At 69.7% G+C, this 12,614-nt stretch carries 12 protein-coding genes; 7 read left to right on the forward strand and 5 right to left on the reverse strand.

Features of this window, described 5'->3' with window-relative positions:
• Positions 1–10: 10 nt before the first annotated feature.
• On the reverse strand, positions 11–949 hold the full coding sequence (locus ACZ69M_RS25425; RefSeq protein ID WP_470053152.1) for a fumarylacetoacetate hydrolase family protein: 939 nt from the start codon (positions 947–949) through the stop codon (positions 11–13).
• 28 nt (positions 950–977) lie between these two features.
• Entirely contained in the window at positions 978–2,132 is a 1,155-nt protein-coding gene (locus tag ACZ69M_RS25430; RefSeq protein ID WP_470053153.1) for a VOC family protein, read from the reverse strand.
• Between the two features lie 158 nt (positions 2,133–2,290).
• Between ACZ69M_RS25430 and ACZ69M_RS25435 the strand changes: the two genes are divergently transcribed.
• Positions 2,291–2,926: a TetR/AcrR family transcriptional regulator gene (locus ACZ69M_RS25435; RefSeq protein WP_470053154.1), complete on the forward strand. Its 636-nt coding sequence runs from the start codon at positions 2,291–2,293 to the stop codon at positions 2,924–2,926.
• A gap of 109 nt (positions 2,927–3,035) precedes the next feature.
• Here ACZ69M_RS25435 and ACZ69M_RS25440 read toward each other — a convergent pair whose 3' ends face one another.
• Both ACZ69M_RS25440 and ACZ69M_RS25445 read right to left on the reverse strand, forming a co-directional pair.
• Complete coding sequence (locus ACZ69M_RS25440; protein ID WP_470053156.1) at positions 3,036–3,788, reverse strand: LmeA family phospholipid-binding protein; 753 nt, start codon at positions 3,786–3,788, stop codon at positions 3,036–3,038.
• Positions 3,789–3,897: 109 nt separating this feature from the next.
• Complete coding sequence (locus tag ACZ69M_RS25445) at positions 3,898–4,533, reverse strand: TetR/AcrR family transcriptional regulator (protein ID WP_470053157.1); 636 nt, start codon at positions 4,531–4,533, stop codon at positions 3,898–3,900.
• A 174-nt stretch (positions 4,534–4,707) separates the two neighbouring features.
• Between ACZ69M_RS25445 and ACZ69M_RS25450 the strand changes: the two genes are divergently transcribed.
• Together ACZ69M_RS25450 and ACZ69M_RS25455 are read left to right on the forward strand one after the other, a co-directional pair.
• On the forward strand, positions 4,708–6,330 hold the full coding sequence (locus tag ACZ69M_RS25450; protein WP_470053159.1) for an MFS transporter: 1,623 nt from the start codon (positions 4,708–4,710) through the stop codon (positions 6,328–6,330).
• Between the two features lie 106 nt (positions 6,331–6,436).
• Entirely contained in the window at positions 6,437–8,626 is a 2,190-nt protein-coding gene (locus ACZ69M_RS25455) for an ATP-binding SpoIIE family protein phosphatase (RefSeq protein WP_470053161.1), read from the forward strand.
• Positions 8,627–8,631: 5 nt separating this feature from the next.
• Here ACZ69M_RS25455 and ACZ69M_RS25460 read toward each other — a convergent pair whose 3' ends face one another.
• Positions 8,632–9,309 carry an SDR family NAD(P)-dependent oxidoreductase gene (locus ACZ69M_RS25460; RefSeq protein WP_470053163.1) on the reverse strand — a complete coding sequence of 226 codons (678 nt, stop codon included), beginning with the start codon at positions 9,307–9,309 and terminating at the stop codon, positions 8,632–8,634.
• Positions 9,310–9,458: 149 nt separating this feature from the next.
• Between ACZ69M_RS25460 and ACZ69M_RS25465 the strand changes: the two genes are divergently transcribed.
• The 4 genes from ACZ69M_RS25465 to ACZ69M_RS25480 all read left to right on the forward strand — a co-directional run bounded on the left by ACZ69M_RS25465 (position 9,459) and on the right by ACZ69M_RS25480 (position 12,193).
• Positions 9,459–10,148 (forward strand): TetR/AcrR family transcriptional regulator, encoded by a 690-nt coding sequence (locus ACZ69M_RS25465; protein WP_470053165.1) that lies wholly within the window; start codon positions 9,459–9,461, stop codon positions 10,146–10,148.
• Positions 10,149–10,163: 15 nt separating this feature from the next.
• The gene (locus ACZ69M_RS25470; protein WP_470053167.1) at positions 10,164–10,352 is read left to right on the forward strand and encodes a hypothetical protein; all 189 of its coding nucleotides are present in this window, start codon (positions 10,164–10,166) and stop codon (positions 10,350–10,352) included.
• Positions 10,353–10,886: 534 nt separating this feature from the next.
• Positions 10,887–11,060 carry a CsbD family protein gene (locus ACZ69M_RS25475; RefSeq protein WP_470053169.1) on the forward strand — a complete coding sequence of 58 codons (174 nt, stop codon included), beginning with the start codon at positions 10,887–10,889 and terminating at the stop codon, positions 11,058–11,060.
• A 329-nt stretch (positions 11,061–11,389) separates the two neighbouring features.
• On the forward strand, positions 11,390–12,193 hold the full coding sequence (locus ACZ69M_RS25480; RefSeq protein WP_470053171.1) for a VOC family protein: 804 nt from the start codon (positions 11,390–11,392) through the stop codon (positions 12,191–12,193).
• Positions 12,194–12,614 lie beyond the last annotated feature (421 nt).

The raw sequence follows: 12,614 nt of genomic DNA on the forward strand, positions 1-12,614 counted from the left end.
TCAGTGTCGGTCAGTTCGCGTCGGTCACGGGGGTGCGCTGCTCACCGAGGTCGATCCGCCCGTCCGGCGTGGAGATCGTCCCGGTCACCACATCGCCGTGCCGGAGGTAGTGCGGGTTCTTCGCCTGGCTCTTGAAGAACGCCTTCCACTTCATGGCGGGCGGCAGCAGCGAGCCGATCTTCTCGACGGCCTTGGGCGGGGCCTTGAGCGCGGTGCCGCCGGGGGTTCCGGTCAGCAGCAGGTCCCCGGGAGCGAGGGCCTGGAAGCGGGCCAGCAGGGTCAGCGCCCGCGCCGGGCGGACGATCATGTCGGCGAGGGTGCGGTCCTGGCGCAGGTCGCCGTTGACGGACAACTTCAGCCGCAGGTCCAGGAGATGGGCGAAGTCCTCCTGCTCCAGCAGCGCCAGGCAGGGGCCGGTGGGCGTGAAGGTCGGGTACGACTTGCTCTCGTAGAACTGCGTCTTCGTCAGCTGTACGTCTCGGGCGCTGACGTCGTTGGTGATCACGAGACCGGCGACGTAGTCGGGCAGGTCCCGCTCCTCGACGACGGTGCCGACCGGGAGGGGCGCACCCATGACCAGGCCCAGCTCTATCTCGTAGTCCAGGAACTTCACATGCCGCGGCCGGACGATGCTCTCCTGCGGGCCGCTGACCGAGCCGGACGCCTTGCGGAAGAAGGCGGGCGGGATGTCGCCGGTGAAGCCCGAATCGCGGGCGTGGCTGCGGTAGTTGACCATCTGGGCGACCACGCGACACGGAGTGGTGACAGGGGAGAGGGCCACCAGGTCGGCGAGCGGAGTACCCGGATCGCCGGAGTCGGCGGCCTCCCGGACGGCGGTCCGGTCGGCGAGCAGTTCGGCGGTGGTGACGGCCTTGGTGTCGATACGGACGGCGCGCGCGTCGCGCGCCACCCACCAGCCGTCCGCGGTACGCAGGACATTGGTGCTCATGTCAGTGCTTTCGTCAGGGGGCCGGGGGTCAGGAGGTGGTGGCCTTCAGCAGGCCCAGGAGGCGCGCCGGGTCCATTTCGTTGTCGCCGCGCAGGGCCTGGATGACGTCGCGGACCCTGGCGGGGGAAGGGCCGGCACCGAGGAAGTCGCGGGTGGCCGGCGGTCCCCACTGGGCGAGGCCGCTGGTCGACATGGGTGCCCAACCGGGTTCGAGGTCGCAGGAGAACAGGTCGCCGTCGGCGAAGTGCTCCAGCATGAGGTGGTCCGGGTCGCGCCAGTAGTCGAACAACTGGCTGCCCTGGATGTGCCTGCCGATGCCCCAACTGCGCTTGTATCCACGCTCGCCCAGGTACTCACCGCCGGCGGCGATCGAGTCGAGGTCGGTGACCTGGTAGGCGGAGTGGACGTAGCCGTTGCCCGGCCCCAGGTGCATGGCCAGGGTGTGATGGTCGGCCGGCGCACTCCCCAGGTCACAGCGGATGAACGCCATCGTCGGACCACGGTCGCGCTGCCCGTCCAGGAACAGGAAGTCGGACACGATCATCCCGAGCGTGTCGAGATACCAGTCCAGAGCGCGGGCGAACACCCGTGTCTCCAGCACCACATGCCCCAGGCGCTGGATGCGGAAGGGCTCCCGGGGCGGCCGCTGCGTGACGTTCGTACGACGATGGTCCGTACCGAAGTTGAGAAGCAGCGGCTGCTGTTCGGGCAGCCCCGGCAACTGCTCGCCACAGTGCACGACCCGGACCGGGAAGCCGGAGGGGTCGAGCAGGTCGACGACCCTTCCGCCGCCGGGGACGTCCGCGTCGCCCACGTCCGAGCCGGTGGCGCGGGCCAGCCGGTCCAGGTCGGCCCGCTCGGCCGCGCGGAACGCCGGGCCGATGAACCTGCCGGCGCGCCCCTTGCGGATCACCATGCACGGCGAGCCGGCGAAGGTTCCGCGCAGCCACAGCTCACGGTCGGTGCGCGCGGCGACCCCGAAGCCGAAGTCACGAGCGAACACCTCGGCCCGGTCCAGGTCGGGCTTCTCGAACTCCAGCCAGGCCAGGTCCGCCACCTTGATCACAGGATTTCGGGCCCGGCCCGGGTGCTCGCCGCGCAGGGCTCCTTGCTCACTGTGGAGATCCTGGTGAGCCGTCCTGCCGTCCGTGACGCCGACCGCGTTGACGCGGGTTTCGGACATGGTGTCCTCCAAGCGACATTGCTGTAATGAGGAAATCATCAGCTTTGATTCTTCGATCGTCAAGAGCTGGATCGGGAGCGAGTGATGAAATCATCAGGTATGTGCTGATCGATTCATCAGAACTGTGGCATGGAGGTCCCATGGGTAGACTCGCGCGTATGCCGAGGTCAGCCCCGTCCCGCAACCGTTTCGAACGACGACGTGCCGAGACCCGTCAGGCGCTCGTCCGTGCGGCCCGGCAGATCCTCGCCGAGACCGGGGACACCAGCGCGAGCATCCAGGCCATCGCGGAGCGCGCCGATGTCGGCTTCGGCTCCTTCTACAACCACTTCGCATCGAAGACGGAGCTGTTCGACGCCGCGGTCATGGACGCCCTCGAAGAGCTCGGCCAGACCTTCGACGCACACCTGCGGGGCATCGACGACCCGGCGGAACTCGTCTCGGCGGGATTCCGCCTCAGCGCCCGCCTGGCCGACTCGCAGCCTGAACTGATGCAGGTTCTGCGCCACCGCGGCCTCGGCCGCATCCACTCCGCATCGGGACTGGCCGCGCGCGCCGTGCGTGACCTGGAGGTCGGCATCGCCTCCGGCCGTTTCGCCATCGCCGATCCGACCGTCGCCCTGACCGCCCTGGGCGGCTCCCTACTGGCGCTGGTGGAGCTGCGGTTCGCCCGCCCGGAACTCGACGGGGACGAGGCGGCCTCGAACCTGGCCGAGATGCTGCTGCGCATGCTGGGTGTTCCCTCGGAGGACGCCCAGGACGTCGCGCGGCGCCCGCTGCCCGACCTCCACTGACAAGCGCCGAGCGCCGTGACCAAGCCCGTCCGTGAACCGATGCGACACACCGCGTGTGTCGGCCGGCCGCGCGCCCTCGCCGCCACTGCGACCTGACACTTCCGAAGGATCACGCGGACGACGAACTCGGGTGGAAGGTGACCGCCTTGCCGGTGAAGCGGGCGCTGATCCCGCTCTTCGTCGTGGTGACCGACCGCAGGTGCAGCCCCTCGGGGATGTTCCGGAGGGGGACGGGCTCTGCCAAGGCCTTGTCGAGCAGAGCCTTCACGGGAGGGAGCAACTCGCCCCGGGTGACACGGACGTCCGTGAAGGCGATGCGGTTGACGCCGACCGCCGAGACGGCGGTACTCACGGTCACGTCGCCGACGAGCGGCAGGCCGACCCGCACGTCCACCCGGCCCGGCTCGTCGCCCTGCGAGACCTCCAGGCCGAGCGCGCCCGACACGTCCTCGTACGACAGGAAGGCGGTCGCCTCGACGCTGCGCGCATGGGCCTCGCCGGCGCTCCCCGAAGTCTTCAACCCGTCGAGGCCGACGCTCAGTTCCGTCACCGGTAGCGGCCGGGTCGATCCGCTCGCCGGGATGTCGTGGGCGGTGATTTCGACGTGCCGCAGGCTGCCCTCGGCCAGCTGCGTGAGTACGGGAAAGCCGCTGACGTGCACCGAAGGCCGCTGCGGGGTCGCCATGCCCTGCTGGAACGCCTCCGCCGTACGGCTCTGCGCGCGGGCCGCGGCTACACGGTCGGCGGCGACGGCGCCGGCCAGCACCGCGGCCAGAGACGCGACGGCGATGATCCTGCGCCGCCTCCTCGGTGCCGGGGAGCTCACATACAAGGCGGCGTCACCGTAATACGGTTCGCCCACGGGCTCCTGGTCATGGCGGGACTGGTACATGGCTTTCCTCTCGGGTCTTCTCGGGAAGTGATCTCCGGAAGCGCGCACAAGCCGCCGGAGTGGCACTCGGACGGGATTTCTAGGCGCCGACGGGCTCGGGACGGCCGAGCAGGCGGATCTGTGCGGCGGCGAGGTCGACGTCCGCCCCCACCGCGATCAGGGCGGCGGTCGCGGTGCGCGTGCCGTCGTCGCGCCAGGTTCCGGCGTTCACGCACTCCAGGAGCGCCAGCAGATGCCCTTCGAGTGCCCGACTGAGCGGCCCGGGCGGGACGCTGGTCCGGAAGACGCCCTGCCGTTGCCCGCGCTCGATGATCGACGCCGCCATGTCGCGGGCGGGGGCGAGGACTTCGTTCACGCGTTCCGCCCCCAGGTCCTGAGGCGCGAGTCTCAGCAGCATGCGATAGCGGTCGCCGACGGGCCACAGGGCCAGGACGAAGCGGGCCATGTCGGTGGCGGCGTCGGGATCGTGGATCGTCACGGCCATCAGTGCCCGTCGCAGCGCTTCCGCGGCGTCCGTGACGAGCCCCTCGACCAGCGCGGACCGGCCGGCGAAGTGGTCGTAGACGGTACGACGCACCACGCCGGCCGCCTCGGCGATGTCGCTGAGGCGGCTGTCGGGATCGCGGCCGAGTTGCTGCCTCGCCGCTTCGAGGATGCGGGTACGGGTGAGCTGTGTCTGGCGGCGCTCGCCGCCTGTGGCGCGTGGGCTGATCATGTCGGACCTCCGGTCGACGGGGGAGGGCATTGCGATACTTGCACACCGATGGGCAACAAACTAGTCTGCACATCATTGAGCAAATATCTGCTCGCAGTGCCGTGGTCGTGCCCGCACTGCTCCTGCAGACCCACCACCCCCTTGAAGCTGCCGCTTCGCCCTGAGGAGCTTCCGATGCCGCTCTTTGCCCACACGCCCGCCGAGAAGATGACGGGGCCGTACCCACGACGCTGGTGGGCCCTGCTGGTGCTGTGCCTGAGCCTGCTGATCGTGGTCATGGCGAACACATCGCTGATCGTGGCCGCGCCCGACATGACCCGGGACCTGGGCCTGTCCAGCAGTGACCTGCAGTGGGTCATCGACGGCTACACCGTCCCCTACGCCGCTCTGATGCTCGTACTGGGCTCGATCGGCGACAAGTACAGCCGCCGCGGCGCGCTGATCCTGGGCCTTTTGATCTTCGCGGGCGGCTCGGTGATGGGCGGCGTGGTCGACGAGACCGGCTTGGTCATCACCGCCCGTGCGATCATGGGCGTCGGCGCCGCCGTCGTCATGCCGGCCACCCTGTCGCTGCTCGTCGCGATCTTCCCGAGGGCGGAGCGCGCCAGGGCCATCACGGCCTGGAGCGCGACCTCCGGCCTCGCCATCGCCGCCGGTCCGCTGGCGGCCGGCTGGCTGCTGGAGAACCACGCCTGGGGCTCGACCTTCCTGATGAACGTCCCCATCGCGGTGGTCGGCGTCGTCGGCACACTGCTCCTGGTGCCGCCGTCGAAGGCGGAGAAGATGGGTGGGATCGACTACGTCGGCGGTCTGCTCTCGATCGTCACCGTCGGCAGCCTGGTCTACGCGACCATCGAGGGCCCGCACTTCGGCTGGGGCAGCGGCCCCATCACCGCGGCCGTGGTCGCCGGTCTCGGCCTGCCGGCCTTCGTCGCGTGGGAGCTGCGCCACCCCCACCCCATGCTCGACGTACGCAAGTTCAAGGAGCGCCCCTTCAGCGGCTCCATGCTCTCGGTGCTGTTCTTCTTCTTCGGCACCTTCGGCTCGATCTACTACGCCACCCAGTTCCTCCAGTTCGTCCTCGGCTACAACGCGCTGGACACCGGCGTACGACTGCTGCCGCTGGCCGGGGCCGTCTTCGCCGGCGCCGCGGTGACCGGACGACTGGCCCCGAAGCTGGGCGTGAAGCCGGTGGTGGGAACCGGCATGGTGGTCGGCACCGCGGGCGTCTTCCTGCTCACGCGGATCGAGTCGGGCTCGACCTACACCGACTTCCTGGCGCCTTTGCTGCTGCTCGGCTTCGCGATCGGTCTGAGCCTGTCCCCGGCCACCGACACCATCATGGGCTCCTTCCCCGAGTCGGAGCTGGGCGTCGGCGGCGGCGCCAACGACACCGCGCTGGAACTCGGCGCCTCCCTGGGTATCGCCATCCTCGGCTCGCTGCTGGCCACGTCCTACAAGGACAAGCTGACCGACCTGGTCGGCGGCCACCTCCCGGCCGCGGCCATGGACACCGCCAAGGACTCGGTGGGCGGCGGCCTCGCGGTCGCCGAACAGGTCGCGAAGAACCCGGGCGGCGGACCCCAGCAGGCCCAGACCCTGATCGGCGCGGTCCATGAGTCGTTCGCCCACGCCATCGCCCACACCAGCCTCATCGGCGGCGTCATCATGGCTGCCGGAACCCTGATAGTCCTGGCGGTCCTGCCCGGCCGCAGGGCTACCGGCAAGCACCGCCAGGAGGGGCCGGTGACACCGGAAGCCGACCGGGGCGAGGAGTACGCCGACTCCGTTCGGTGAGCCGCCCGGACTCCTGAGAATCCTGCCCGGCCTCCTCCCGTCGGGGCCGGGCAGAGCTCCGTCGCCTGCCGATGCGTTCTCGCCTGTTCGGCGTAACGTCATCCTTGTGGAGGTCGCCGCGGACAGCCTCGTGTCCCGTGCCGCGCATGAGCTCAGGCTGAGCGCGGACGGGCTGATCGCCGACGTGGAGCGGTGTCTGCGCCGTGAAGTCCCGGAGCTGTCGAATGACCCGGAGACCGCTCGCGTGACCTCGGAGAACATCGCCGAGCACATAGACGGCGTCCTGGGCGGCCTCGAGCACGGCATCGAGCTGAGCCGGATCGATCCGCCCGTCGCCGACATCGAACGGGCACGTCGGCTGGCCCGGCGCGGAGTCTCCCTCAGCGCGATGCTGCGGGCTCACCGGCTCGGACAGGGCATCGCTCTCGACAGGCTGCTCGAAGAGTTGCCGCGACTGACGAGCGACGCCGAGCTGATGGGCGCGGCGGCACGCAAACTGATCGCGGCGACGACCGGATACGTGGACCGGACCTCCGAGCAGGGCGTCATGGCGTTCCAGGAGGAGCGGGACCTGCGACTGCGGTGGCGGCTGGCGGTGGTGAACGAGGCCGGCCTGCGCGTCGGCACCACCCTGGACATCACCCGCACGACGCAGGAACTGGTGGACCTCGCGATCGAGCACTTCGCCGACCTCGCCACCGTCGACCTGCTCGACTCCGCGCTCCACGGAAACGACACCCCGCAGGAGAAGCCGCTGGTACTGCGCAGGGTCGCCCAGCGGCCGGTGACCGAGGACTGCCCGGAGGTGACCATCGCGCGGCAGCAGCTCCACACCTACCCGGACGGATCGCCGCCGGACCGCGCCCTGACCACCGGACAACCTTCACGGCACCACCTCGACGGGGCTCTCGACCGCTCGCCGGTGAACCCGGGACCCGGCTGCGGGGTCGACGCCCACCAGACCCATTCGACCCTGGTCGTTCCCCTGCGTGCCCGTGGCACCGTCCTGGGCATCGCACAGTTCTCCCGCAACCGCAATCCCAGTCTCTACGACGACGAGGACCTGCTCCTCGCGCAGGAGATCGCCGCCAGGGCAGCCGTCGCCGTCGACAATGCCCGCCGCTACACCCACGCCCGCGCCACCGCCCTCGGCCTCCAGCGCAGCCTGCTCCCGCCGTGTATGCCACGGCAGTCCGCCGTGGAGGTCGCCTGTCGCTACCTGCCCGCCGGCGCCGAGGCCGGGGTGGGCGGCGACTGGTACGACGTCATCCCGCTGTCGGGAGCCCGAGTCGCCCTGGTGGTGGGCGACGTGGTCGGCCACGGCATCCACGCGGCCGCCACCATGGGTCGGCTACGGACCGCCGTTCGCACCCTGGCCGACATCGACCTGCCGCCCGACGAACTCCTCACGCACCTGGACGACGTCGTCCTGCGCCTGTCCGCGGAAGTCTGCACCGACCTGGACACCGAAGCCGACCCGGACATCGAAACCGACGGGTACATCGGCGCCACCTGCCTGTACGCGGTCTACGACCCCGTCAGCAGTTGCTGCACCCTCGCCCGCGCGGGCCATGTGCTGCCTACCGTGGTGACCCGGGACGGCAGCGTCGACATCCTCGACCTGCCACCGGGCCCGCCGCTCGGCCTGGGCGGCCTGCCGTTCGAAGCCGCGGAGGTCGACCTGCCCGAAGGCAGCCTCCTCGCCCTCTACACCAACGGCCTGATCGAAGCCCGCGACCACGACATCGACACCGGCCTCACGCTGCTGCGCCAGGCACTCGCCCAGCCCACTGCCTCCCTGGAGGCCACCTGCGACGGCGTGCTCGAAAGCCTGCTACGGGCTCGCCCGGACGACGACGTGGCCCTGCTCCTCGCCCGCACCCACGCCCTCGGTAGCCGCCAGGTCGCCAGCTGGGACCTGGCGGCCGACCCTGCCGCAGTTGCCGGGGCCCGGTCGAGAGTCGCCCAACAGCTGAGCACCTGGGGGCTGGAGGACCTCGACTTCACCGCCGAACTGGTGGTCAGCGAGCTGGTCACCAACGCCATCCGCTACGGCAGGCCCCCCATCCAGCTGCGCCTCATCCACGACCGCGCCCTCCTCTGCGAGGTCTCCGACGCCAGCAGCACCACCCCGCACCAGCGCCGCGCCCGTGCTTACGACGAGGGAGGACGCGGCCTGCTCCTGGTCGCCCAACTCACCGAGCGCTGGGGCACGCGCCATGCCCGGCACGGCAAGACGGTCTGGGCGGAGGTGAACGAGTCCGCCGACTTTCCGACATTCGCGCCCAGCCGGTGAGGCCGTCAGCCTCTGAAGACGAGCTCGGCCTGGTCGCGCTTGGTGGTGTGCAGCTCCCAGTAGACGGGGGAGATGTCCTCGGGCTGGGCCGTCGGGAAGTCGGGGATGACCGACATACCGATGGATACGTCGATGCCGATGTGGGCGGCCTGGACGCCGGTGCCGTCGAGCTCCTTGTGGAGGTTGATGGCCCAGTTGCGTAGGGCCGCAGCGGCGGCGTTGACGTTGCCGACCTGCGGCACGGGGTCGATGGAGCCGGCGCCGGTGGTGAACAGGAGGGTGCCCGTGCCTGTCTTGCGCATGGCCGGCAGTACGGCCTTCGTGGCGGCGATGGCTCCGTAGAACTGGAACTCGATCTCGTGCTGCACATGGGACGGGTCGGTCTCGACCGGGGTGGTCAGCGCGGTGCCGCCGAACGTGCCGACCGGGGAGTATTCCAGGACGTCGATACCGCCGAACCGTGCGGCGGCGTCCTTGAGCGCCTTGGTGAGGGCGTCGCGGTCGAGTACGTCCGCGGGGAAGGCGGCGGCGGTGATGCCTTCGGCGGTGAGTGTGCCGACGAGATCGTCGAGCTTGTCGCGTTTGCGGGAGATCAGGGCGACGTCGAAGCCCTGGGAGCCGAAGGTGCGGGCGATGGCCAGGCCCAGCTGGGGGCCGGCTCCGACGATGGCGATGCTGGTCACAGCAATCCTTTCGCAAAACCTGAGTTGACGGAAACAAGTGGATCCGGATAGACCTATCCGATTCAAGAACCGGATAGGTCTTTCCGGTTCACTGCGTCCACGGTACCACTGAAAGTGGATAGGGCAATCCGATTGCTAGACTGGCCGGTATGACTCCTGGCGCCCAGCACTCCGACGACACCGCCGCTCAGCCGCTGCGCAGCGACGCCGAGCGCAACCGGGAGCGCATCATCGCCACCGCACGCCGGGTGTTCGCGCGCGACGGACTGAACGCCTCCATGGCTTCCGTGGCCCGCGAGGCAGGCGTGGGAATCGCCACGATCTTCCGCCGCTTCCCCACCAAGGAAGAGTTGGTCGCTGCCGTCTTCGCCGACCGCATGGACGCCTACGCCGACGCGGTCGCCGTCGCACTGGACGACCCCGACCCTTGGCACGGGTTCATCGGCTACATCGAGACCGCCTGCGCGATGCAGGCCGCGGACCAGGGCTTCGCCGACGTACTGACCACGACCTTCCCGACGGCCAAGACCATGGAAGAGCGCCGCAACGAGGCGTACGAGGGCATGGTGCGGCTCATCGACCGTGCCAAGGCGACGGGGCGTCTGCGCGAGGACTTCGACCCCTCGGACCTCGTGCTGATCCACATGGCCAATGCCGGCGTCGTCAACGCCTGCGGCGACTCTGCCCCCGACGCCTGGCGCCGCGTGGTCGCCCTGTTCATCCAGTCCTTCGAGGCCCCCGCCCGCGGCCTCCTGCCTCCCTCGCCCGAGCATGACGCCCTCTACCGGGCGATGCTCCGCGCCAGCCCGGCGGGCCTCACCGCACCCGCGCCGGACTGACCCTCCCCGTTGTATGTGAAGGGTGAGATCTCGTATCTGAAGGGGGAGATCTCGCCCGGACCGGCGAGCTACTGCGCGTCCAGGCGGACGATCAACGTCAGCCAATCCGCCGACGTGAACTCCGCGATGGTCGTCACCGCCTGGAAGCGTCCGGTCCAGAACGCCGCCGGATCCGGGATCCCTCGGCTGCGCCACGACGTATGAACCCGCGGCATGTGCTCATTCAGGGGTTGGGGGGTGGGTGGGAAGGACTGGTTCAGACCGACGATGTGGTTCCGACTATGTGGTTCCGAAATCGGCCCAGCCCTTGGGTAGCCACGCTGTTGCGGATCGTCTTCGAACGACCTGACACCGTCACCGTCCAAGTTTCCCAAGCAGGTTGGTTACGGGGCGGCATCGCGCCGTGCCGCCCGAGCGGAACGACGAATGGACCGAAGCTCGCCGCCATGTGGGACTCGACCCGCTGACCAAGGCCCGCCTCCACCTGGTCGAGTCAGAGAACGAGATCACCGAGTGGCCGTCGACACACCACTCCAATGGCGTGACCCATGTCTGCCGGGCGACTTCGCCGAGGCTCTTCCCTCATCTCGCCCTTGACCTGCTTCGTCCTGGCATTTCTTGGTGCTGCCACATTTCGCGGACATGGCTGCGCGACACCCTTGTGGCTCGGTTGCGGAGCCGCCGCGCCCCACGCATGGTTTAAGCAACAATTCGAGCCTCATTGGAGGGCGACGAGTCATGAGCAAGGCGAAGGCAAAGGCCAAGCAGGTCAAAGGGAAGATGAAAGAGACCACTGGCAAGGCCATGGACGACGAGAGCATGCGGGCCGAGGGCCGTGGTGAGCAGATCGTCGGTAAGGCGCAGGAGACCGCGGAAAAGGCGGCGGACCGTGTGAAGAAGACCGGCCGATAGGACTGCTCGCTCCGCCGACACATGCGACGGGACACACCGAGCCGAGCGAACGCCGAGGCCGAAGATTGCGTCGGTCGGCGTCACCTGCGGTTCGGGTGTGTGAGCCGAATCGAGGCGGTCGGGACAGCCCCGACCGCCTCGGTCCGTTGCGCGCCACGGCAGGCGGTTCGACTCGTCTGGCGTCGGTCGCTGCGCGGTGCGCTCGGAACAGCGATTGCCGCGCGTTCGAAGGGGCACCCGGCACTTGGGCGACCCCCGAGTCCGGGGTCGGCCCACGCCCCATGATGACCGTGCTGTCAGGCAGGTCAGGCAGGTCAGGCGGTACGACGATGAAGAGCGAAGCAGCACTGCACGGTGAGGCCACCGCCAGTCGCTCGGTGTTCGGAGCACCCTGCTGGGCGAGTCTGACCACGCGAGATCTGCAGACGGCGGAGGACTTCTACCGAGCCGTGCTGGGCTGGGAGTGGCGCACGAGCAGCACGATGGGCGACCGGTACCGAGTCGCGAGCGTGCAGCGGGTCCCGGTCGCAGGGATCTCGGAGGTGAACTTCGGGGTGAACACGGCCGTCGCGTGGACCCCGTATTTCGCGGTGGCGAGTGCGGACGAGACCGTGTCGCGCAGTCAGGAGCGTGGGGGTACGACCGCGGTGGGGCCGATCTCGTTGCCGCCGGGCCGGGCGGCTCTGCTGGCCGACCGGGACGGAGCGGTGTTCGGTATCTGGGAGGGCGAGCTGGTGGCCGGCTGGGAGGAGTGGCGCCGGGCGGCACCGGTCTTCGTGCGGCTGCACACCCGTGACGCCTTCGACGCCGCCATCTTCTACGCGGAGGTCCTGGAGTGGGCGTCCTCGGCCCCCGGGTCCTGCGAGGTGCGCTACGAGGACAACGAGGTCGTGCTGCGCAGCCGGGGCGACGTCGTGGCCCGTATCCACTCCGGCGCGGTCGAGGCGGCGCCCGACCCGACGATCCGGCCGCACTGGCAGATCCACTTCACCGTCGACGACGTCGAGGCCGCCGCCCGCGCCGCCCGCGCCCACGGCGGCACGGCCCACCAGCAGGGCCTCGGCTCGACCGAGGCCATCCTGACCGACCCCGACGGAGCCCGCTTCTTCGTGACCGCGCGAAGGGCGGACTGAGGGCCGCAGTGTCGGTGCTGCCCGGCCCAGGATGTGCTGGACGGTCTCCATCTTGGGGGCCTGGTCGGCGACGTACCGTTCGGTGATCTGCGGGAGCCGGGTCACGAGCGCGGCCAGCCCGCTGTCGCGGCATGACGCGGGAAGTCGTGCACAGTCTCAGCAGCCCAGCGGAGCCACACCGGACTCCGGCCATGCCCGAGCCGAAGTCGAGCTCCTGCGGCAGGTGTTCCCAGGAGGTTCCGGTCTGCGGCGCGAACGGGATGCCCGTGGGGAGTTCTCAGGTGGTGCGGGTGGGGGTGTGGGTGGCAAGGTCATTGCATGATCGAGATCTGTCCGGGTTCGTCACGTGAGGCCGAGCGTTCGTAGGGGCCGGTGGTAGTCGCGGCCGGTGTGGCGGAGGGTGGCTGCGATGTTGGGCCGG

The sequence above is a fragment of the Streptomyces sp. NPDC107454 genome (assembly GCF_055582885.1).